This is a genomic window from Ruegeria sp. YTSC004, assembly GCF_059609805.1.
In genome coordinates this window covers 1-20,723 of sequence record NZ_JBXWMJ010000013.1, presented here as the reverse complement: position 1 = coordinate 20,723, position 20,723 = coordinate 1, and the positions used below count along the sequence as shown (strand labels likewise).

Here is a 20,723-nt window from a genome sequence, read left to right as displayed (position 1 = left end):
GGGGTTCCTCAGTTTATTCCATTAGCGCGCTGGATTTCGCGGATGTAGTCGATGACCATAGCCACATCGCCACGGGTCAAGCCTTCAACCGGAGGCATGTCGCCAAACTGCCAGTGGTGGCTTCTGACGCCCATTGCGACCGCGCGTTGAAAGGACTCGTCTGCATGATGGCTGGGTTCATAAATTACATGGATCAGCGGCGGACCAGCGCCGTCAACGCCGACCGCGTTGCTGCCGTGGCATGCGGCGCAGGCGTTGTCGAATATACGCTGCCCGATGACGGCATTTCCTTCGATAAGCGGCATCTGAATTGCTACCATTGCATCGCCTTCGGTAGCTGCCGACTGCGCGGCTTCCTCAACTGGCGCGGGGCGTAGAGTGATGTAGGCAACGACAGCTGCCACGGCGCACGCGCTGATCAGGAGATATTTTTGGTTCATGTACTGGTCCTAACCTTATGTAACAGAGTGGTGCCGCAATAATTTGCAGCACACTGGAACGTGTTCACTGCCGCGAACAACGTTGGAATTCTGTTTCAAGTGTTAGGTGGCCGGTCCGGGTTGTCCGGTTCATTGAGCGTCGAAAGGCTTGTGGCCCGCAATGCTAATTCGACCGCTGCTTGGTTAGGTTTGGTTTCGAATGCCTGTGTCGTGAGTGCGAGAACGTTACACAGGAATGGATTGCATCCTTCATGCGCCGAGCTGTCCGGTTCATGCTGCCTGTCTTCGCTAGGAGCGACCAGCCTGTGGTCATCGTGTTGAGCCCCAACACTTGTGGCCACGTGATCAATACAATGCCCGCCAGCGCACTCACTAGCTAGCGCATGCGCGACGTTCCCAAGCCCCATTACAAGGATCAGAAAAACCGTAAGAAGTGTCGTGGTTATTGGCCGAAGGTGCTTCACGTGGCGAAGCTACCCCGGATTCTGACCGAACACAACGCGCGGGCCAAAGGGGCGCAATACCCAACTTCCGGCTACAGTGTACGCAATTGAGAAAGCATAGGGCATGAAACATTCCCGCTGTCGCAATTGGCTGTGAGTTCAGTCAACGCCACTTCCAAACGCTCAAGTTCCTTTATCTTTTCGCGCACATTGAAAACGTGGTGCTCAGCCAATTCCTTAACGGATTGGCAGTCTTCGCTATCGCCTTCGGATAATTCCAGGAGTGTCCTCGCATCGGCAAGCGGAAAGCCCAAGTCACGGCATTTCTTTAGAAACCGAAGCCGTCCAATGTCGTGCGTAGAGTACATCCGCCGGTTATTTGAAGCGCGTTCCGGTTTAGGCACGATCCCTTCGCGTTCGTAGTAGCGAATCGTTTCAATGCCGACACCGCTTTGACGGGATGCTTCCCCAATCGCAAACATGTGAGATGTTCCGTCTTGATCCTGTAGTCACTACAGAGGTTATACCAGTAATCGCCGCTTAGACAATTCCGCACAAAAAGGCGTCAGGAACAAAAATGCAGAAATACCTTAGCCTCAGTTACATAGGATCTCTGTCCGCGCTTGGCGTCGCGACCTGCTGCGTAATGCCCATGACAATGATGCTTCTAGGACTGGGCGGCAGCTGGTTAGCGATCTTTGGGAAGATAGCAGCAGCAAGCTTTTATGTTCTGGCGATTTCGACCACTCTTGTCGCGGTGTCTTGGCTGGTTTGTTATCAGCGCGGGTCATTGCCAAAGTTGAAGTGGTGGCTTTGGGGAACAACCGCGATGACCGGATTGGCTTGGGTTGTCGTGTTCTATGAGGCTCGAATCAACGATTTCCTGATTACGCAGATGTGAGACAATGATGGAACAAACTGTAGTGCTTGAAAGCACACTGACTTGCCCAAACTGTGGGCACAGTGAAACCGAAAAAATGCCTACGGATGCCTGCCAGTGGTTCTATGAATGCAAGTCATGCAGAACAGTCTTGAAGCCGTTGGAAGGCGACTGTTGCGTCTATTGCTCTTATGCCAACGTGCCCTGTCCACCAATTCAGTCGGGTAATGGCTGCTGCGGATAGTGTGAAGGATTCCGGTGTTGCTCACTTGGTGAACTTGCCACCGGAGGATTTCGACAATTTGCCCAACCGTTGCTCCGGTCTGTGATCTTGGGAAACAGCCCTCTGACTTCGTTTGGCGTGCTTCTCGCGACACGACGTCACGCGGCTTCGGCGGGTCCCACGGACACAACAGTGGTCATCGTTTCGGGCGCAGAAATTCAGCACCTCCCCGAATTATTAGAATTCGGCCGAAAGTTGAACTTTGCAAGGTCAGCTTACTGCGCATTGTCGCCATTCAAGCCCGGCGTACCACTGGTCACTTTGGGCTCTGAATAGTCGTTCTCTGTAGCAGGTTTAAGTGGGTGGCTTGGAACCCATTACCGCCTTTGGTCACCTTTTGATGTCTCGCCGGTGCAGCAAGTTACAAACCACACATAGCCCACACCTAAATGATTGCTTGCTTCGCCGGTGTAGTTATTGGAAAAAGTACATAGCCATAAGCATTGGCTCGCAAGTCCATCCTATAGTAGTCAATGCCTTCGCCAAGCGCATTCATAACTCTTGAATATGTTGGTGCCTCTACCCGTGGCCCGAAAATAACGCCTGTCAGCTTCATACCTGACACTTGGTAATATCCCGGCACCCCCAAAAATGATGCCATTCGGAATTCTTCCTCATAGACCCAGTCATAGCTTTTTGATGTGGCTGCAATTTTTATTTTTTCGTAGGCAAGGTTTTCTATCTTGGAGCGTTGTTCACTTTCTGTAAGTCCGCTCAAGCTCATCGCCACACGCGTTTGGACGAAAAAGTCAAATGACGAAAACTCAGGGGGCTCTTCTTTCCAGTACTGCACAGGAAAGAAGGGCGGCCCTTCAACACCAGCCGTTGGATTTGCAGTGAACTGCAAGCAAATTCCTTTGAAGGCGTCTGCATAGTGCCCCCACATCAGTGTATTCTGCCACCCTTTACTAAAGGATGCGACTACAGCTTGCTGTCTAACTGTCTCGTGAAACAGGGGGCTTTGGATATTACAGATATTGAAGTCCTGCTCTGAAATAGTCTCCGGCAAAAGCTCAAAATCCGGAAACTGTTTTGCCAGCAGATCGCGCTATTCACGGTGCCTAGACGTGAACTCATCGTAAGTACCTACCCGGTGACTAACGCATCCCTCAAATGGATCATTTTGAGTATCCAGGAAATTCAACCAAACCCTGTTATCCCGAAGTTGCTCAAGCTCTTCATCAAAGTGCTTGGAAGTTGTTCCGCGATACCTAAACAACTTTTCTGGAAACCAACCGTTCATCATTCTGTCCGATCTATACACGCTAGCGGCGATCCTTAACGATGCCTTGCCACAAAATTGATAAAAAATACTTGCGCTCGTACACAGGGCTGACAGTGGTGTCACAAAACGAGAAAAGCAACTTAGGAAACTCAATAAGCATCCAACTTTGCAACGACCGACATGTGCGCGTAGCTGCCATTTGAAGCGAACCATGCCGCAAAGGCAGCGAACGGCAGCTTTGTGGCCTTTACTTATTGCAGTTCGATAGAATGGCACAACTGCAAATGGCCGCAGGCTTTCTTCCTCACCGATTTCCATTTTTGAGCCGGCGGGATTTGGACAAGCCAAACGCCTTTCACCGACAGGGTGAGGGCGCGGCCGTCTTCCTCCCGCGTTCGCCCCGTTGCAGATTCCTAGTAACAGGCGGCTTCGCCGTCTGGTCTGCAAATCAGCCCTGATTTCCGAAAGGGAAGTCGGATCAAACCAAACTGTCTGCTAGAGTATGAAATGCGGGCGGCGTGTTGGTTGATGACGCAAAGGTCAAACTCTACTGATGTCCAACGTTGGGGGTGCCTTCCGATGTCGAACATTCATCCCGACTCTGATCCAACTGTGACGGTTGGGTCAGGTTCGTGTGACGTTCAACAGATGTGGAACGTCACTGATACTTGACTCAATCGAAATCCAAAACCTCAACAAATCGGCCGATCACGTCATCCATTTCTGACGTAAACGTCAAGCAATTCTGACCCGGAGCGAGCAGAACCCCCTCATCGGCACTGCAAACGATAGTCGCCGAACCAGCTTGCCAAACAGCCCATTCACGAGCGTTAAACACAAACGCTTTAGTAAGGCGCCTTGGACAGCGTCATCAAAAACGCAATTAAGTCTGCAATCTCTTGCTCAGACAAATTCAATTGCGAGAGAATGGCTTCACCGTCGGCGTGCAGCCTTTCCGTATCAATCTTACTGTAATGCCGGATCACTGCGTTCAGATCACTTAGGCTGCCGTCATGCATGTACGGTGCGGTTTCAGCCGCTCCGCGCAGGCTGGGCGTGCGGAAGGTTCCAAAATCAGCGTGGCTTCGACGTACATTTCGAACCGCCCAAGCACCTTGCTTATCCGGATCGTCATTCCAGTCGCCGTCCAGAGTATAGGGGCTTGAGAGTAAAAAGTTCAGTCCACCGAACCGCCCTTCGTCGACCTCGGTTTCATTCAGAAAGTATGGTACGCCAGCGTCATGGAACTCGTTGTTGGAAAATCTCGGACCATTGTGGCACAACACACAGTTTCCACGCCCTATGAACAGCTGAAGACCTCGCTGTGCAGCTTCGGGGTAGCTCGCAGCCGCTGCTAAATCTTGGTTCTCCAATGCATCACGGAATTCATCAAACTGTGTCCAGTCCGTAGCTAAAGTTTCCAAGTAGGCGGATAGAGTTTTGGCAATGTTCACCAGCACAAGCTCTGAATCTTGAACCTGTATGTCGCCAAATATGGCTTCAAATTCATCAATGTAGGTACTTTCTGAGATAGCGGTTTTTAGGCTATCGGCACTGTGGGCCATCTCTTGTTCTTCGATGATCGGATGCAGGCTGGCTGTCCAAAGGCTATCGCTTTTGCCACCCCACCCATACCAGCGGAGTCCGGCCAGGTTCCGCAGTGATGGAGTGTTTCGATCTAACAGTACACGGCCGAGCGCCCGCGCCTCTGGCGTTGTAAATGCCTGTTCAGGATCATGACAACTTGCGCAAGAAAGTGCACCGTCGACGGACAACACCGGATCGTTGAATAAGGCCTCTCCAAGCGCGATCGCTCTGGCATTGTTCGAAACCCTGTTGCTTGGGTCAGACTGGAAGGATGGTGGCCACGGTCCAAAGGAAAGCGTTTGTTCAATTTCGCCTGCAGATAACAAGACCTCTGCACGCACTGCACCTGTCAAGGCAATAAGCGCAGCTGTAACCCACAGCTTCATTTCAGCGTAACTTCTGACGAGTAGAAAATTGATTGGCCATTGATGTCGACATCGACCTGCAGTTCCCACAAACCCGGCATGTGAAACAGCATATCATCAACGCGGAACGCTCCGCCGCCCAAGGCGGTAACTTTGGGGGTATAGTTCATATCGTGTCGATGAGCGGGCATGATTGCATTCACACGCATTTGGCCCACGGCAGTTTCACTACAAATAGAAACCAGTACGGAAAACGGTTGAGCCAACGGAATTTCATCGACGGACAGATACACCTCGGGCGCGTTTTGAGCGTCCGAATTCATGCGTTGCCCCGTCGCCTCACAAGCAGCGGCCGCGCTGGACCAAATCATGAACCAGACGGCGCAGCGGATCATTCTGATGCCAGCAAACGTTCTGCGTTCGCATAGGCGATGTTGTCCGCAATCTGGTCCGGCAGCAAATCCAACCATTCACGCGAAAGATCTGCGTGGGGGCCGACATAGTACCAACGTTCCGGCGCAAATGTATCCGTACCGACCATAAACCGATCGGGATGGGCTTCGAACGCAGCCTTCCAATTCGGGTCGATACGGCCTCGTGAGGCCATGTCCGAACGAAATGCCAAATCGGCCCAAAGCCTGGGATAGGTATCCAGCGCGTCAACAACACTCGCCGGGTCGTCAAAGCCAGAATGGGCCCACAGTACCCGAGCTTCAGGCCAGGTTTCGAAGATCAGGTCAACTGCCTCTCGATCGCCGTGGTGGTGTAGAATGAGGTTCCGCTCTTTCGCCAGTGCAATCATGCGCTGGATAACCGGCGTCTTAATGTCGTCTCCGTAAGCGTGAAACTCGCCGATGGCTTCGTATTCGTTTTTGGCCAGATTTGCTTCCAAATAGTCGATTACAGTTTCATCGTGCATCCAGGTGTTGATTTCACCGCGGCGACGGTAAGGGCGCAGTGCAGGAACAACGATATCTGGTGCTGCGGCCAACAATAGTTGAGTGCCATTGTCATCCGAGCTGGAGACCAGGGCTTTACGAACGCCCGCGTCCCGAAGGATTTTGGCCACCTGTTCGGGAGGAACCAGTTTGACGGCATCGTGGCTGTAATGAATATGCGCGTCAAAGATCGGGCGCTCTTCTGCGATGGCGGTACTGCAAAACAGCGCGGCACCTAAAATGAAGATATGTTTCAGCACCTCAAGCCTCCTCAATATCGTTCAGGATCTGGCAAGCTTCACATCGAATTTCACGTGCAAGAAAGGTTCAGTGATCTTACCAGAAAGCTCCATGCCATCCGGAAATTCCGAAACTGGCCTTTCGACATAGGTCATCACCAGATCATCCCGAACACCAAAGACCGTATCTTGATCCAAATAAGGATCGTCGTCGGGGAAAATCTCGGTCACCAGAGATCGGTACCCCGGAGCCTTGACGATATAGTGCAGGTGTGACGGTCGCCAGGGATGGCGGCCGCAGGCGCGAAGGATGTCCCCGACAGGCCCATCTGACGGTACCGTGTATTCAACTGGCTTGACGGTCGTGAATGCATACTTACCGTCTTCACCGGTAGTCATCAGGCCGTGAAAAGAATAGGTGTCCTGTTCTTCGTCCTGGCTTGCATACATTCCATTCGGTGCGGTTTGCCAGATATCCAGCTCTGCACCGGAAATCGGATTACCATCGGTATCCCGGATCACGCCTTCAGCAAGCAGCACAGGTCCACCGTAGTGGCGCTTCATATCCCCGCCGAATGGCAGAGGCGGCGCGCCAGAGACATGAAAAGGGCCAAGTACTGATGAACTTGTTGCTTCCGGACTGGAATGTAGCATGTCCACCAATGAGGACAGGCCCAACACGTCCGAGGCCAACACGAACTCATGCCTGTCCTCGGATTCCACGGCGGCGCATCCCTCCAGAAACGCAATCCCGGCGCGCCATTCGTCATGTGTCAGGTTGGTTTCCCGCGCGAAATCGTGGAGGTGTTTGACCAGAGACCCGATGATTTCTCGCATCCGCGGATCGGTGTCCTTGGATAGGTATCCCATGAACACGTCGGTGATATTGTCTTTGGTGACAGAGCGCATCTGGGCCTCCTTAAATCAGGGCAAGGCTGAGGATCGGGAACTCGATCAGAATAAACAGAACGATCAGCATCACGAACGCAAAGGGAAGCGCGCCCATGAACACGTCTTTGAGTGATATCCGGTCATCATTGATCGTCGATTTGATGACGAAGCAAGATATGCCCAAAGGCGGGGTCAATAGTCCGATTTCGGCTCCGACTACGGTGACGATCCCGAACCAGATCAACGACATGTCCAGCGCTTCGGCCATGGGCAGGAACAGCGGGACGACGATCAGAATGATGGACGCCGTATCGAGCAAAGTTCCCAGAAAAAGCATCAAGAGGACGTAGAGCAGCATGATCGACCAAAAGGACGCTGAATTCCCCGCAAGTAAGTCCTGCAACTGATTGGGCAGCCCGGCCAGTCCCAGCATGCGGCTGTAAATCGAAGCTGCTGTAATCAGGAACAAGATCGCCGCTGTAATATGACCGGTTTCCAGCAACGCGTCCCAGAACGCTCTTGGTGTCATAGACTTGCGTACGACTGCAATCACAAGCGCAACCAGTGCCCCGGCGGCACCCGCCTCGACAGCGGTTAGCCATCCTGTGTAAATGCCACCGAGCACTACCGTGATAATGAACAATGTGGGAAGGGTCTTGGATGCGATCTCGCGCCCGGACATCCATTCGGTGTCTTCGACGACCCGGCCGCCCACAAATGCAGGGGTGAAACGGCCCATAAACCAGATCGCACCCACATAAGCTATCGCCAGCATGATACCGGGTATTACTCCCGCCAGAAACATGTCCCCTACGGACTGTTCGGCGACAAAGGAATAGATGATTAGCATCGCCGAGGGCGGAATAATCATCCCCAAAACCGACGACCCGGCCACTACCCCAACCGCAAAACGTGGATTATATGCCTGCGCCATCATCTGCGGGACCGAGACCTTGGTGAACACGGATGCAGACGCAATGGACGACCCGGTAACGGCCGCAAACACGGCATTTGCTCCGACGGTCGCCATTCCGATACCGCCTTTGACCTTGCGAAACCGCATGGTCATGACTTCGTAAATGTCCCTGCCTAGTCCCGCTTTTGAGACGATTAGCCCCATAAAGGTAAACAGTGGGATAGTCGCGAAACTGTATTCCATCGCGCTGTCGCCTACCGCAACCTTCAGCAGGTTGAGCGCAAGCGTGAAGTTGTCTCGCATCAGCCAGATCGACACGAAGGAGACTACGCCCAAAGCAATCGGAATGTAGACGCCTGCGTAGATCAAAAAGACGATGGCAACGACCGAGATCAGGCCAATCTCAATCGGCGTCATTCTGCGGCCTCGTCATGTTCAGGGGTGCGAATAAGTTGCGGACGGTCCTGCGCCGTGACGACCTTGAGCAGGAAGATCACGCAGGCAAGCGCAGTACCGCACGCGATGACCAGTTTGACCGGCCACCATGGCAATGTGAAAAGACCGGGTACTCCGAAGTAGTCCTGTGTCTCCCACATATGAAGAAATTCTGGGAAGGTTACATACGCAATCAAGGCCATAAAGATTGCCGATATGGCGTTGATGATGCGCCTCAGGCTGGCTGTCAGACCCGGGCGGCGATGGTGCAGCAGATTCAGGAACCCGTCCGAGCGTGTTAACCGATCTACTCTGACCACGTCCGCCAACTGCAGAAAGACGATCATCACGACCGAAAACTGCACCATCTCATAAGTGCCACGCAATGGGGCTGAAAACAGGCCACGTGCAATAACGTCGACATTCAGAACAACCACCAACGCCAGGACGACGAGCGTACCCAAAGCGTTGGCGGCGATTGCTAGAAAATTGGCGACCCGCGACAGGCCAGCAACTGCGGTCTTCAGCATGAAAGGCCCCTTTCGTGGATCGCCGGACAGTTATTCGGCCGTCCAGTCACGCACTCCGGTGAAACCGGCGTCTTGAAGCTTGCCAAGGTAGGCGGCCAGCATTTCAGTTCCTTGTTCGCCGTTGTCATTCAGCGTCGCGGCCCATTCCTGCGCGACATTCGGCATGGCATTTGCCCATGCGGCGCGGTCTTCGTCCGAAACCTCAACGATCGTTCCACCGGCCTCAACGTAAGCATCCCGCGAAGCAGCAGCCCTGTCCATCGCGATACCGGCGACATGGTCACGGTAATCGATGGCAACCGCCGTCAACACCTCTTTGACTTCGTCCGGCAGGCTTGCCCAATAGTCTGCATTAACCGTGATGGTTTTTGAGTTCACAGCACCCAGATCGGCCTTGAGCATATACGGGGCAACTTCAGCGATCTTAAAAGTCTTCGCCGCTTCGGGCCACAGCATTCCACAATCAACCAGACCCGTCTGAAGCATGTTGTAGAAATCGGTCAGCCCACCGCGCACACCTGCCGCATCCTTGATGCCTTCGAGATACCGCAAGTTGAGGCCAGCACCTGCAATCTTGCGACCCTCTAGATCTGATACCGAGGCAACCGGTTCCGTGCAGAAAATCTGATACGTATCCAGAACAACACCCGTGGCCAGATACACCTGGTTCTGTGCGGCAAACTCGTTCTGCATCGCCGGGTATTCGCGTGCGATTTCATCTACGGCCTTGGCGACCGCACGGGAATCCGATGCCACAAAGGGTGTCGATCCCGAAATACCCTGGCTGGGCAGCTTCGAAGAATGGAAGATGGTTGTGACGATGCCTATGTCACCAAGGCCCAGCTGGATTCCCTCCAGAACGCCTTTCGGCTTTACGATTGAACCGCCATAGTTCTCCTGCCAGTTCATCTTGTAGTTGCCGGCGTCGGCCAGTCGCTTGTCCACCTCCGGAATGAAGAAGTTGGTGAACTCCTTCACCCATAATGCCCGGTCTGGGTAGCCATCGATGACAACGGCAGAAATAGTTTCCTCTGCTGCGGCGGGCAGCGCCATGACGCTTGCCAGAGCAGCTCCGATAAGGCTGCGTTTGGTCCAGATTTTCATTTCTCTCCTCCCAGAAAGTCGGGCCTTTTGTCTTTATTGGTTTGTTTTGACCCAGTTGACGGTCAGGTCCGTGCCTGCCGCTTCAAATAGTTTTGCGATGGCGCAATACTTGGCTGTCTCTTCGCCCACCCGTGTCAGCTCCTCCTGACTGGCCGGCGTGTCACACTTCACGGTGAGCTCGATTTCCGGAAACGGAACATCGATCTCCTCCTCCATCAGGACACCGCGCCGATCCAGCCTGCATTTCGCGTCGATTGTCACCGCGCCAAGATCAATTCCCAACCGGTGTGCATTCTTGTGCCCGATGACGTTCGTACAGGCGATCAAGGCTGCCATTGCGGTTTCGGTCGGAGACGGGCCAAGATTTGTTCCGCCGCGTTCGACGGGTTCGTCGACAACCACATCAAGGTCGCGAATTGGGATCTCGGTACGCGCATGTGTCGGGCATTGAGCTGTCGTTCGGTAAGTCACGACAGGTTTTACTTTCATGGCCACGGTGTTACCTCCTCATGCATACGAGCAAACCTTTTCGAATGGAAAACGTGGAAGCTTCTGGAACAAACCGGTTTCATCCGCGTAGCCAAGATTGCAAAGAAAATTGGACTTGAGAGTTGTGCCCGCGAAGAACTCCTCGTCGACGATCTTGTTCGAAAAACCTGACATGGCGCCGACATCCAACCCGACAGCCCGGGCCGCAATCATGAAGTACGCGCCCTGAAGCGTGCCGTTTCGGTAGGCCGTGTCCGCTACGTATTCGGGTTTGTTTTCAAACAAGGGCCGCCGATCTTCGTGCGGGAAAAGAAACGGCAGTTCCTTCCAGAAGTCCAAGTCGTAGGCAATGATCGCCGTGACCGGTGCATCCATCATCTTTGGCACGTTTTTAGGCTTTAGCGACTTGGCAAGCCGCTCTTTTCCCTCTGCGCTTTTCACGAAAATAAAGCGCGCGGGCAACGTGTTCATGCTGGTCGCACCATTGATCGTGATGTCGTAGATCTCTTCAAGTAGGTCGTCGGAAACAGGCTTGTCGGTCCACGCGTAGTGCGATCTGGATTCGCGCAGGATCAAGGCAATCGCGTCATCCGACAAACGTGGAATGCGATCGCGCAGATCGCGATGATCCTGCTGCGCCTTGGCGCGAAGTGCCTCCAGCTCTGCCCCGGTTGGGGCGCTCATGTTGCGGCCACCTTTGACTCGGTGTCCTTTTCGTCGATGATCGGGCTGGCGCAGATTCCGATGCCTTCAATTTCGACTTCGACGGTTTCACCCGGCTTCAGCCAACGGGGATTGGGCTTTTTGGCGTGACCGACACCCGGTGGTGTGCCCAACGCAATCAGGTCTCCGGGTTCCAGAGTGGTGTATTCCGAAATTGTCGCAATGACCTGACGAACACCCCAGATCATATTGGCCGTGTTCGAGCTTTGCAGGATTTCATCACCCACACGGCTCTCGATCTTCAGACCTGATGCCCCTTCGGGCAACTCATCCGGCGTCACGGTGAAAGGACCGATCGCGCCCGTGTCATCAAAGTTTTTGCCGGGCGTCCACTGAACGGTTTTGCGCTGATAGTCCCGCAGCGAGCCATCGTTGAATACAGTGTAGCCAAAGACATAATCCAGTGCGTCCTGCTCCGAGATATGGCGTCCGCGCTTTCCAACGATCAGCATAAGTTCGGCTTCGTAGTCGAGCTTCTCGGAACAGGCAGGCCGCACCATGGGTTGCCCCGCCGCCATGATCGAGTTCTTCCCGCGCATGAACAGCGTCGGATACTCCGGAATATCATACCCGCCTTCCTTGATGTGGTCCGTGTAGTTCAACCCCATGCAAATGATCGTTCCTGGAGCGGTAACGGGCAATGCCGGAGTGATGGAAGACACGGGCACACTGTCTGCCGAGTCAATTTTGCTGGCAAGTGAGTCGGCCAGTTCAGGCTTGGCTATCAAACCCATCAAATCCGAACCGACGGCAGGGTCCAAAGCCGTTAGATTCACTGCGTTTTCGCCATCTACAGCAAAAACCGCTGTGCCTTCCGAAGTCTCTCCCACCAGGTATTTCATTTTCACCATCCATGTCAGTTCGCTTGATTTTTGCCGACTATTTTGCAATATGTCAAATAATATCGATATTTTTGGAGGCGGCAAATGGTTGCTTGGGCAGACTACAAATCAGAAGCAAAAAGCCGCGGTGCGCTTGCTTTGGAGCTTTACGTCGCGCTGAGCACGCCAGCCAAAGCGCCCGAAAATGTAAAGGCGTCACTGCCAGATCACTTGGCGTATCAGGCGCAGTTGGAACGTTCGGGGCAACTGGCTTTTGCAGGCCCCATGTCGGATGAAACCGGCGAGCATATGCAAGGAATGGGCCTGATCATCTATCGCGCTGACAGTCTTGAAGCCGCGCGGAAGCTGGCGGAAGACGATCCTATGCACAAAAGCGGGGCGCGTAGCTTTGTACTTCGGCGCTGGTTGATCAACGAAGGCTCGCTGAACCTTTCAGTTGGTCTATCGACTGGAACGAGTGCCTTCAGTTAAGTGCACTCACGAGTATTTGCAGCGAAATAGGAACAGTCGGATATGGACGCCATGCTTGACACTGAGGGCAAAGAGACATCAGCCACTCATGGAGCGTATCGAAGGCTGCGCGAAATGATCCTGACAGGAGATTTACCTCCGGGTCAAAAACTCAAGATCGAACAGCTTCGCGGACTTTTGGACACTGGCGCCAGTCCGGTTCGTGAAGCGCTTAGCCTTTTGACTTCGGACATGTTGGTCGAGCGGATTGATCAGCGCGGATTTCGGGCAGCGCCAGTCAGCAAGTGTAACTTTGAGGAAATACTTCTGTTGCGCTGCAACCTTGAGGAAACCGCGTTGCGCGCTTCCATCACCAATGCGGATGCGGCCTGGGAAGATCGGCTTGTCTTGCGTCACCATCATATGAAAAAGGCCAGCCAGAACGGGGCACGAGACTTTGAGGACGCTCACAAGGCGTTTCATATGGCCTTGTTGGACAATTCGAAACTGCCGTTGCTGCTGCGGTATTGCTCGCAGCTTTACGACCTGAACATTCGCTACCGCTATCTGGCGGCCGGCGGGTCGAGCTACAAAAAGCGAGACATCGCCGCCGAACATCAGCAAATCCTGGACGCCGCATTAAATCACGACGCAGACAGCGCAACTCGGCACTTGATCGATCACTACCGCCGCACAGGTGAGTACCTTAGCAGCCAGATGGAGCCCTGAAATGCAGCGGAATTGGTTTCTGGGTGATCTACTAAACCAATTGCTGGACCGTCCCGACAAAAGGCGTGGCAAGGATGACAAACGGTCCATTGCCGAACTATGTGAGGCGCTTCTGTCCGCAGAGGGTGAAGTATCGGGTTTCACACTGGCGTCTACGATTCTTGAGCGCTACCACACTCTGGATGACCCCGAGAAGCTAGACTTTTTTGCCTATTTGAATGACCACCTAGAGCTAGACGCCGATCAGCTTTCTGAAGCAGCCCGCCTCTATGCCAGTGATCGAAGTGTCAATCTTTATGAAAGACTTAGTGAAGTTTCAGAACCACGGCGACAAGAGTTGTTGCGACGGCTGAACCAGCCGTCTGGTGCGACGCAGGAACTTGTGGCCATGCGCGTTGATCTACTGCGCTTTCTCAAATCCAAACCGGAACTCAAGCGAACGGATATCGATTTCGTCCATTTATTGCGCAGTTGGTTCAACCGGGGCTTTCTGGTTCTCAAACAAATCAGCTGGGACACCCCTGCCCGCGTTCTGGATAAGATCGTCGCCTATGAAGCGGTGCACCAGATCAACGATCTGGACGATTTGCGGCGAAGACTCTACCCGCCAGACCGTCGTTGTTTTGCGTTCTTCCATCCTTCGATGCCAGATGAGCCACTGATATTTGTCGAGGTCGCTCTGACCGTTGAAATCCCGGATGCAATAGATACGCTTCTATCCGAAGCACGAGAACCGATCGAAGCCGAGAAGGCAAAGGTCGCGGCGTTCTATTCAATTTCAAACTGCCAAATGGGTTTAGCGGGCATCAGCTTTGGGAATCTATTGATAAAGCAGGTTGTGACCGAGCTTTCGCGAGAGCTTCGCGGGCTTGATACCTTTGTGACATTGTCGCCGGTACCGGGGCTAAACCGGTGGCTGGCTGGTGAAACAGACCACCCAGAACACGGGCATGCCGCCGAGGCCGTGCTTGCAGAAACAGCAGCACCGCAGGACACGCGCGCGATGGCTGCCCGATACTTGATGTTCGCCAAGCGCGAAGATGGGATGCCACTGGACCCTGTGGCCCGCTTTCATCTGGGCAATGGCGCCGAGCTTCATGAAGTGCATGCCGAAGCCGATCCCTCGCCGAACGGACGCGCCCAGTCCGGAGGTGCGATGGTCAACTACCTTTACGATTTAAACAAAACAGAACGTTATCACGAAGAATTCGCGACACGTTCCACGATCCAAGCCTCGCGTTCAATTCGCGCGGTTTCAACTGCGACGCTTGCGGTAAAGCCTAGGGAAAATACAGCGTGACTAATACACTTTACGACAGTTTGTTTGCCCGCCACGAGGGCAACATGGCTCCATTCCTGCAACTCGATAGTGGCCAGGTAGTCTCTTATGACGCGTTTCTGCAGCGCACCGCCCAGATCGCGCATGTCTTGCAGAACAGCGGAGTTTCCCCCGGCGATCGCATCGTTGTGCAAGCGCCCAAGCTAGCCGACACGATTGCGCTCTATGCCGCTTCGGTTCAGGCAGGTGCTGTCTACCTGCCCCTTAACACTGCCTATACCATGGCAGAGTTGGACTATTTCATCTCTGACGCACAACCTGCGTTAATCGTTTGCGACAGCAACGACAAAGTTGAATTCGAACAATTGGCGACCCGGTCTGGTGCAAAACTGCTGACCTTGGGTGGCGAAAATCCAAGCCTGAGCCGCGAAGCGGACGCACAGCCTTGTGTATTCGAAACCGTGGATCGCGCGCCGGACGACCTCGCGGCGCTTCTTTACACATCAGGTACCACGGGCCGGTCCAAGGGCGCGATGCTCAGCCACCGAAACCTGCTTTCCAATGCCCAAGCCCTTGTGGATTTGTGGGGTATCACCGGCTCTGATCGCTTGATTCACGCGTTGCCCATCTTTCACACGCACGGGCTTTTCGTGGCGATGAACACATCACTACTCGCCGGTTCCAAAGTGCGGCTGATGGAAAAATTCGACACTGGTATGATCTTGGAGGAATTGCCCCACTCGACCCTTCTAATGGGAGTCCCCACTTTCTACACCAAATTGCTTGCGGATGACGGTTTCACCAAAGAAGTCACAGAGAGCATGCGTTTATTCATTTCTGGTTCGGCCCCATTGCTAGCCGAGACCCACCTAGCGTTCGAAACGCGCACCGGCCACCGCATCCTTGAGCGCTATGGAATGACCGAGACGAACATGAACACCTCGAACCCCTATGACGGTGAGCGTCGCGCAGGAACTGTCGGCTTGGCGCTTCCCGGCACCGAGGTGATCGTTACCAATCCTGAAACTGGAGAACCGCTGCCCCGGGGCGAGGTTGGATTGATCGAAGTACGAGGGCCCAATGTGTTCCAAGGCTATTGGCAAATGCCCGAGAAAACCGCCGAAGAGCTACGGGAAAACGGGTTCTTCATCACCGGTGATCTGGGTCAATGCAGCGAGGATGGTTATCTGTCGATTGTTGGTCGGTCAAAAGACCTGATCATAACTGGTGGTTACAACGTCTACCCCAAAGAAATTGAAGACGTCTTGAACGACATCGACGGCATCCTGGAATCGGCAGTTTTTGGCATTCCCGACAACGAATTTGGAGAAGCAATTATTGCTGCTTTGGTTGCAGAGCCCGGTGCACAGCTTCAGGTGGAACAGATCGAGTCGATCATCAGAAACAAGCTTTCGCGATTCAAACATCCTCGCCGCTACGAACTCGTCCAAGAGTTGCCACGAAACACAATGGGAAAGGTTCAAAAGAACGTACTGCGCGATCAGCGCACAGAAAAGGAAACCGCGTCGGCAGGGTCCTAGCAGACCTGCCTTAAGCCTCAAACAAACCATGACCTTTTGATCTGAAAATACCCTACGGCTTGAACCGCCACCTCATCAGGAGATTGACCATGACTCGCATGACGGCAAAAGACTTCGACCAGGAACTTTTGGACCTGTACGATTTTTACGCGCACGGCAAGATCACCAAGCGTCAGTTTCTGGATCGCGCAGGTAAGTTCGCGGTTGGCGGTTTATCTGCGGTCGCGTTGCTGAACATGCTCAGCCCGAACTATGCATTGGCCGAGCAGGTGTCATTCAACGATCCCGATATCCATGCAGACTACATCACCTATCCCTCGCCAAATGGGACCGGCGACGTACGGGGTTACCTTGTCCGACCTGCTGGTGTGGACGAGCCTCTGCCCGCGGTGCTGGTGATCCACGAAAACCGCGGCCTTAATCCTTACATCGAAGATGTGGCGCGCCGCTTGGCGAAAGCAGGCTTTATGGCTCTGGCTCCAGATGGTCTGACGTCGGTTGGCGGATACCCAGGCAACGATGCTGATGGGCGCGAGTTGCAAAAGACGGTCGATCGGGTCGCGCTGATGAATGATTTCTTCAATGGCTTTGAATACCTATTGAACCGAGAAGACTGCACCGGGAAGGTTGGCGCTGTGGGTTTCTGCTATGGCGGTGGTGTGGTCAGCGCAATTGCGGTGGCCTACCCGGAACTGGCGGCGGGCGTGCCGTTCTATGGCCGCCAGCCAGCGGCCGAAGATGTAGCCAAAATTCAGGCACCGCTGCTGATTCAGATGGGGGAGCTTGATGAGCGCATCAACGCAGGTTGGCCGGATTTTGAAGCCGCTCTGCAATCCAACGGCAAGGTTTATGAGGCCTACATCTACGAAAATGCCAACCACGGTTTTCATAACGACAGCACGCCTCGTTATGACGAGGAAATGGCAAACCTAGCCTGGGACCGCACCATTGATTGGTTCAACACTTATCTGAAGTAACTACAGCGCACGGCGAAGCGAGCATTGTGTTTTTGTCGCTTCGTCGCAACGCACAGTTTACCGGGGCCAAGTCATTTGAAGCCCCAGTATTCTATCTCTCATGATCAGAGAAGCTGAAAGGAACGCTTGGCTAAAGGCTTGGGTGCAAAAAGACATCATCGTTAACAGAAGCCTTCATTGGCGGGGTACAAGACCACTGGCTGTTTACTGAACAACACCGAAACACGAGCGTCCTGTGGGAGTTATGTGAAGCGTTCTCTGATTGAGTGGTCAGCTTGTCAGTATATAGCCAGCACAATCACCTAGCCCTGCCTGAATTCATCCTTTGACCATGCTTGCAAAGAACACCTGACATAAGCGCCTAGGCGGCAGTCGCAAATTAAATGAACCACTGTGACCGCTTTAAACAGATGGCAAACCCAATAAGATCAGAATTGCGAGCAATTCGGCCGTATTGCTAGTATCGCGGGGGAAACACCAGGTGTCTGGCTGGGCATGGGCATTGTGGAGATCTACGCCAAAATACTGATCGTAAGACGGCGGGTCGAGCAACCAGGGATCAGTATCCCGACACCCTGCCAGAACGTTGCCATTCTTGTCTGCACGTGGGCCGCTTGGGCGATAACACCCGGCCGAGAGCAAATCGACCGGCACGCCATTCAACAAAATGGCATCATAACTCCGTTGCGACAGCGCGGTTTGGTTGCGGGCCTTTTCCGGATTTCTGGGAATCCGAAATGTGCCTGACAATTCCCGCACATCGTTGGCGAAGTTGGCTGTAGGCCCATTGAAATCATGGTTAGGAATGCCATTGGTCTTGAGAGTTCAGTGCTGATCATCAGACGAGATTTCGATTTCGGAGTTAAAACGTTGCTGGCGGGTGACGTCTTCCACTGAAGCGGAATACACTCCCGCACAGTCGGCAGACCGGTTGCTGAGCAAAAGATCGGTGATGTCCTGAGCTGCGTTCTGCGCAGGAGCCTGAACGGCCGTAAATCCTGTCAGAAGCGCGCTGAAGGTCAAGATCTTCACTCGCATGGCTCAATCTCCTCAGTGTTTCGAAATTTTCAAACAAACAAATCGCTCGATATGAGTTGATGCCTGTCACCCTAGCCTCAGAATGCGACGCGGTCTCCTCCTTTCAAATCCAGAATTTCTCTCGCTTGGTCGGGAGTTGCGACCTGACTGCCCAAATCTTCTACAATACGTCGAATTTTGGCGACTTGCTGAGCGTTGCTTTCGGCCAGTTTTCCACGAGAGATGAACAGGCTGTCTTCAAGACCTACGCGAATGTTGCCGTCCATCTGGCTTGCCGTCGTGGCAAGGGACATCTGTGCTCCACCTGCGCCCAAGACCGACCACCGATAGTCGTCACCGAACAGCCTGTCGGCAGTGCGTTTCATGAAGATCAGATTGTCGACTTCGGGTCCAATGCCGCCGAGGATGCCAATGATGAACTGAATGAAAATAGGTGCCTTGAACAGTCCGATATCCATGCAGAATTTCAGGTTGTACAAATGCCCGACATCATAGCATTCGTGTTCGAACTTGATGTCATGAGGCGCAAGCGTTTCCGCCGCCTCGCGAATGTCCCGGAACGTATTGCGAAAGATGTTCTGATCGGAGTTCGCGACATAGTCTTTCTCCCAATCAAACTTCCAGTCGTCGTCGCCATACCGATTGGCCAATGGGTGAAACGAGAAGTTCATCGAACCCATATTCATCGAGCACATTTCGGGACTGAAGGTCTTAGCCGGATTGATCCGGTCCTGAATAGACAGAGTCAGCGATCCACCGGTCGATAGATTCACAACTGCGTCGGTAGCCTGTTTGATGCGCGGCAGGAAAGGCGCAAAATCATTCGGGTCAACCGATGGAGAACCGTCCTTTGGGTCGCGCGCATGCAGGTGCAGGATCGACGCTCCGGCCTCGGCGGCCTCGATCGCCTGCCGTGCGATGTCATCATAGGTGTAGGGAAGTGCATCCGACATCGTTGGTGTGTGGATCGCTCCTGTTACAGCACATGTAATGATGGTCTTTTTCTGACGGGCCATGAGTTCAGTTTTCCTTGGATTGTCCGATGTGCTTTACGCGATAGCCCAGCGGGAATAGTTGCAGATCATAACGGCTACGGATCACGCCCCAGATGCCTTTCGGCGCCTTGAGCATGACGACAATCGCAACCACTCCGAGAACGATGAGGTACGTTGTCCCAAGGTCGGCCAGCGTTTCGCGCAACGCAAAGAAGACGAGTGTGCCGATGATCGGTCCTTCGACGGTACCGATGCCGCCGATTACGACGATGAAGATGACGAAGGCGGTCCAGTCGTTGACGCTGAACGCCGCATCCGGCGAAATGCGCAACTTTTGCAAGAAGATCAGCGCGCCGATCATCGCCGTGAACGCCGACGTGACGACGTAAACAATGAACTTCGTGCGCCAGATATCGATGCCGAGGCTACCGGCTGCCAGCTCGTTGTCGCGAATTGCCGTCAATGCCAAACCTTGGCGAGACCGCAAGAAGAGATACACCGCAGTCACCACCAGCACAGCAGCTCCGAGCGCCAGCCAATAACTGAGCGCTTCTCGCATCGCGCGCCCGGACGCCAGAGATTTGACGATGGCAACGGGCAGCGAAGATCCTGATCCCCCACCAAGCGCTGAGATTTGCGCGAAGCTCAGCCGAAAGACCTCTGCGATGACCCAGGTGCCAATGACAAAATATGCGCCCCGAAGCCTGAAGATCAGAACAGCCACCGGGATCGAGATCAAAGCCCCCAGCACGCCTGCGGCTGCAATAGCAACCAATGGGTTCAGCCCACCCAGCATCGTAAGTGCAAAGAGCATATAGCCGCCAAAGCCCACATAGGCTTGCTGACCAACAGAGACGAGACCGGCATAACCCGCCATGAGGTTCCAAAGAGTGGCGAGGGACAGGTAGAGAAACAGCTCGCCCATCAGGCGCATGTCAGCCCGGCCTGCCCACCAGGGCGCTGCAATCAAAACAAGCACAGCAATAGCGGTCAGGATCGCAGCAACTCGCGCTGCCTTTGATGATCGAGATACGGAATAATCTTGCAGATTCATCCAGAAACCCTCGGGAAGAGGCCGTTCGGACGAACGGCAAGAATGACAAGGAACGCGATATGTCCGGCAAGCACTTGCCAGCCCGGATCAATCTTGGCTCCGATGGTTTGCGCGACGCCAAGGATAACGCCGCCAATTAATGTACCCCAAAGGTTGCCAAGCCCACCGATGATAACGGCCTCAAAGCCAAAGATCAGGCGACCGCCACCAATCGAAGGATCAAAGCTTGTTCGAATACCAAGCAGAATACCGGCTGTCTGACGTCAGCACCAATGGGACAGTTTAAGTAGATTTGATAAGAGAGGGTTTCTGGCTCATCGTAACCGCCAA

24 protein-coding genes are annotated in these 20,723 nt (G+C 53.7%); 7 read left to right on the top strand and 17 right to left on the bottom strand.

From position 1 onward, the window contains the following. Positions 1–8: 8 nt before the first annotated feature. Both AC2FFP_RS19450 and AC2FFP_RS19445 read right to left on the bottom strand, forming a co-directional pair. A complete protein-coding gene (locus tag AC2FFP_RS19450) occupies positions 9–440 on the bottom strand; it encodes a c-type cytochrome (protein ID WP_496769475.1) in 432 nt (143 codons plus the stop codon). A gap of 535 nt (positions 441–975) precedes the next feature. Then, positions 976–1,365, bottom strand: coding sequence for a MerR family transcriptional regulator (locus AC2FFP_RS19445; protein ID WP_496769477.1), 390 nt, complete (start codon positions 1,363–1,365; stop codon positions 976–978). Between the two features lie 95 nt (positions 1,366–1,460). Here AC2FFP_RS19445 and AC2FFP_RS19440 point away from each other — a divergent pair, with 95 nt between their 5' ends. Together AC2FFP_RS19440 and AC2FFP_RS19435 are read left to right on the top strand one after the other, a co-directional pair. Continuing rightward, entirely contained in the window at positions 1,461–1,784 is a 324-nt protein-coding gene (locus AC2FFP_RS19440; RefSeq protein ID WP_496725669.1) for a hypothetical protein, read from the top strand. A gap of 4 nt (positions 1,785–1,788) precedes the next feature. Continuing rightward, on the top strand, positions 1,789–2,007 hold the full coding sequence (locus tag AC2FFP_RS19435; protein WP_496779682.1) for a GDCCVxC domain-containing (seleno)protein: 219 nt from the start codon (positions 1,789–1,791) through the stop codon (positions 2,005–2,007). Between the two features lie 424 nt (positions 2,008–2,431). Here AC2FFP_RS19435 and AC2FFP_RS19430 read toward each other — a convergent pair whose 3' ends face one another. From AC2FFP_RS19430 to AC2FFP_RS19380, 11 genes are all read right to left on the bottom strand, one after another. Next, positions 2,432–3,055: a DUF2971 domain-containing protein gene (locus AC2FFP_RS19430; RefSeq protein WP_496769481.1), complete on the bottom strand. Its 624-nt coding sequence runs from the start codon at positions 3,053–3,055 to the stop codon at positions 2,432–2,434. A 1,061-nt stretch (positions 3,056–4,116) separates the two neighbouring features. Next, positions 4,117–5,244 (bottom strand): cytochrome-c peroxidase, encoded by a 1,128-nt coding sequence (locus AC2FFP_RS19425; RefSeq protein ID WP_496881385.1) that lies wholly within the window; start codon positions 5,242–5,244, stop codon positions 4,117–4,119. Continuing rightward, complete coding sequence (locus AC2FFP_RS19420) at positions 5,241–5,618, bottom strand: hypothetical protein (RefSeq protein WP_496881384.1); 378 nt, start codon at positions 5,616–5,618, stop codon at positions 5,241–5,243. The genes AC2FFP_RS19425 and AC2FFP_RS19420 overlap by 4 nt, the downstream gene beginning before the upstream one ends. Next, positions 5,615–6,421, bottom strand: coding sequence for an amidohydrolase family protein (locus tag AC2FFP_RS19415; RefSeq protein WP_496769489.1), 807 nt, complete (start codon positions 6,419–6,421; stop codon positions 5,615–5,617). Before AC2FFP_RS19415 ends, AC2FFP_RS19420 begins: the two co-directional genes overlap by 4 nt. Positions 6,422–6,442: 21 nt before the next feature. Beyond that, positions 6,443–7,309, bottom strand: a complete 867-nt coding sequence (locus AC2FFP_RS19410) for a dioxygenase family protein (RefSeq protein WP_496769491.1) — start codon at positions 7,307–7,309, stop codon at positions 6,443–6,445. Positions 7,310–7,319: 10 nt separating this feature from the next. Continuing rightward, positions 7,320–8,624, bottom strand: a complete 1,305-nt coding sequence (locus AC2FFP_RS19405; protein WP_282027871.1) for a TRAP transporter large permease — start codon at positions 8,622–8,624, stop codon at positions 7,320–7,322. Then, complete coding sequence (locus tag AC2FFP_RS19400) at positions 8,621–9,172, bottom strand: TRAP transporter small permease subunit (RefSeq protein ID WP_496769494.1); 552 nt, start codon at positions 9,170–9,172, stop codon at positions 8,621–8,623. Before AC2FFP_RS19400 ends, AC2FFP_RS19405 begins: the two co-directional genes overlap by 4 nt. A 30-nt stretch (positions 9,173–9,202) precedes the next feature. After that, complete coding sequence (locus tag AC2FFP_RS19395; RefSeq protein ID WP_058273383.1) at positions 9,203–10,276, bottom strand: C4-dicarboxylate TRAP transporter substrate-binding protein; 1,074 nt, start codon at positions 10,274–10,276, stop codon at positions 9,203–9,205. A gap of 33 nt (positions 10,277–10,309) precedes the next feature. After that, a complete protein-coding gene (locus AC2FFP_RS19390) occupies positions 10,310–10,765 on the bottom strand; it encodes an OsmC family protein (RefSeq protein WP_282154307.1) in 456 nt (151 codons plus the stop codon). Between the two features lie 18 nt (positions 10,766–10,783). Then, entirely contained in the window at positions 10,784–11,449 is a 666-nt protein-coding gene (locus AC2FFP_RS19385) for a malonic semialdehyde reductase (protein ID WP_298934018.1), read from the bottom strand. After that, complete coding sequence (locus AC2FFP_RS19380; RefSeq protein WP_496769496.1) at positions 11,446–12,330, bottom strand: fumarylacetoacetate hydrolase family protein; 885 nt, start codon at positions 12,328–12,330, stop codon at positions 11,446–11,448. Before AC2FFP_RS19380 ends, AC2FFP_RS19385 begins: the two co-directional genes overlap by 4 nt. A gap of 84 nt (positions 12,331–12,414) precedes the next feature. Between AC2FFP_RS19380 and AC2FFP_RS19375 the strand changes: the two genes are divergently transcribed. The 5 genes from AC2FFP_RS19375 to yghX all read left to right on the top strand — a co-directional run bounded on the left by AC2FFP_RS19375 (position 12,415) and on the right by yghX (position 17,306). After that, positions 12,415–12,801 carry a YciI family protein gene (locus AC2FFP_RS19375; protein ID WP_496769498.1) on the top strand — a complete coding sequence of 129 codons (387 nt, stop codon included), beginning with the start codon at positions 12,415–12,417 and terminating at the stop codon, positions 12,799–12,801. A 51-nt stretch (positions 12,802–12,852) separates the two neighbouring features. After that, positions 12,853–13,509, top strand: a complete 657-nt coding sequence (locus tag AC2FFP_RS19370) for a GntR family transcriptional regulator (protein ID WP_496769500.1) — start codon at positions 12,853–12,855, stop codon at positions 13,507–13,509. A gap of 1 nt (position 13,510) precedes the next feature. Continuing rightward, positions 13,511–14,809, top strand: coding sequence for a malonyl-CoA decarboxylase (locus tag AC2FFP_RS19365; RefSeq protein ID WP_496769502.1), 1,299 nt, complete (start codon positions 13,511–13,513; stop codon positions 14,807–14,809). Beyond that, positions 14,806–16,329, top strand: coding sequence for a malonate--CoA ligase (locus AC2FFP_RS19360; RefSeq protein ID WP_496769504.1), 1,524 nt, complete (start codon positions 14,806–14,808; stop codon positions 16,327–16,329). Before AC2FFP_RS19365 ends, AC2FFP_RS19360 begins: the two co-directional genes overlap by 4 nt. A gap of 89 nt (positions 16,330–16,418) precedes the next feature. Next, entirely contained in the window at positions 16,419–17,306 is an 888-nt protein-coding gene (gene yghX, locus AC2FFP_RS19355; RefSeq protein WP_496769506.1) for a YghX family hydrolase, read from the top strand. Between the two features lie 402 nt (positions 17,307–17,708). On the opposite strand, the gene AC2FFP_RS19350 is transcribed toward yghX, so the two are convergent. From AC2FFP_RS19350 to AC2FFP_RS19335, 4 genes are all read right to left on the bottom strand, one after another. Further along, on the bottom strand, positions 17,709–18,065 hold the full coding sequence (locus AC2FFP_RS19350) for a YHYH protein (protein WP_496769508.1): 357 nt from the start codon (positions 18,063–18,065) through the stop codon (positions 17,709–17,711). 66 nt (positions 18,066–18,131) lie between these two features. Beyond that, positions 18,132–18,344 (bottom strand): hypothetical protein, encoded by a 213-nt coding sequence (locus AC2FFP_RS19345; RefSeq protein WP_496769512.1) that lies wholly within the window; start codon positions 18,342–18,344, stop codon positions 18,132–18,134. Between the two features lie 77 nt (positions 18,345–18,421). Beyond that, entirely contained in the window at positions 18,422–19,360 is a 939-nt protein-coding gene (kce, locus tag AC2FFP_RS19340) for a 3,5-dioxohexanoate:acetyl-CoA acetone transferase (protein WP_496769514.1), read from the bottom strand. Between the two features lie 4 nt (positions 19,361–19,364). Further along, entirely contained in the window at positions 19,365–20,393 is a 1,029-nt protein-coding gene (locus AC2FFP_RS19335) for a branched-chain amino acid ABC transporter permease (protein ID WP_496881383.1), read from the bottom strand. Positions 20,394–20,723: the final 330 nt, after the last annotated feature.

Bases quoted from the DNA above. Each gene is read 5' to 3' on its own strand.
- AC2FFP_RS19385 (WP_298934018.1), bottom strand. From the start codon at position 11,449: ATGAGCGCCCCAACCGGGGCAGAGCTGGAGGCACTTCGCGCCAAGGCG.
- AC2FFP_RS19345 (WP_496769512.1), bottom strand. From the start codon at position 18,344: ATGCGAGTGAAGATCTTGACCTTCAGCGCGCTTCTGACAGGATTTACG.
- AC2FFP_RS19380 (WP_496769496.1), bottom strand. From the start codon at position 12,330: ATGAAATACCTGGTGGGAGAGACTTCGGAAGGCACAGCGGTTTTTGCT.
- AC2FFP_RS19400 (WP_496769494.1), bottom strand. From the start codon at position 9,172: ATGCTGAAGACCGCAGTTGCTGGCCTGTCGCGGGTCGCCAATTTTCTA.
- kce (WP_496769514.1), bottom strand. From the start codon at position 19,360: ATGGCCCGTCAGAAAAAGACCATCATTACATGTGCTGTAACAGGAGCG.
- AC2FFP_RS19365 (WP_496769502.1), top strand. From the start codon at position 13,511: ATGCAGCGGAATTGGTTTCTGGGTGATCTACTAAACCAATTGCTGGAC.
- AC2FFP_RS19370 (WP_496769500.1), top strand. From the start codon at position 12,853: ATGCTTGACACTGAGGGCAAAGAGACATCAGCCACTCATGGAGCGTAT.
- AC2FFP_RS19440 (WP_496725669.1), top strand. From the start codon at position 1,461: ATGCAGAAATACCTTAGCCTCAGTTACATAGGATCTCTGTCCGCGCTT.
- AC2FFP_RS19375 (WP_496769498.1), top strand. From the start codon at position 12,415: ATGGTTGCTTGGGCAGACTACAAATCAGAAGCAAAAAGCCGCGGTGCG.
- AC2FFP_RS19445 (WP_496769477.1), bottom strand. From the start codon at position 1,365: ATGTTTGCGATTGGGGAAGCATCCCGTCAAAGCGGTGTCGGCATTGAA.
- yghX (WP_496769506.1), top strand. From the start codon at position 16,419: ATGACTCGCATGACGGCAAAAGACTTCGACCAGGAACTTTTGGACCTG.
- AC2FFP_RS19395 (WP_058273383.1), bottom strand. From the start codon at position 10,276: ATGAAAATCTGGACCAAACGCAGCCTTATCGGAGCTGCTCTGGCAAGC.
- AC2FFP_RS19425 (WP_496881385.1), bottom strand. From the start codon at position 5,244: ATGAAGCTGTGGGTTACAGCTGCGCTTATTGCCTTGACAGGTGCAGTG.
- AC2FFP_RS19420 (WP_496881384.1), bottom strand. From the start codon at position 5,618: ATGATCCGCTGCGCCGTCTGGTTCATGATTTGGTCCAGCGCGGCCGCT.
- AC2FFP_RS19410 (WP_496769491.1), bottom strand. From the start codon at position 7,309: ATGCGCTCTGTCACCAAAGACAATATCACCGACGTGTTCATGGGATAC.
- AC2FFP_RS19450 (WP_496769475.1), bottom strand. From the start codon at position 440: ATGAACCAAAAATATCTCCTGATCAGCGCGTGCGCCGTGGCAGCTGTC.
- AC2FFP_RS19435 (WP_496779682.1), top strand. From the start codon at position 1,789: ATGATGGAACAAACTGTAGTGCTTGAAAGCACACTGACTTGCCCAAAC.
- AC2FFP_RS19390 (WP_282154307.1), bottom strand. From the start codon at position 10,765: ATGAAAGTAAAACCTGTCGTGACTTACCGAACGACAGCTCAATGCCCG.
- AC2FFP_RS19405 (WP_282027871.1), bottom strand. From the start codon at position 8,624: ATGACGCCGATTGAGATTGGCCTGATCTCGGTCGTTGCCATCGTCTTT.
- AC2FFP_RS19335 (WP_496881383.1), bottom strand. From the start codon at position 20,393: ATGAATCTGCAAGATTATTCCGTATCTCGATCATCAAAGGCAGCGCGA.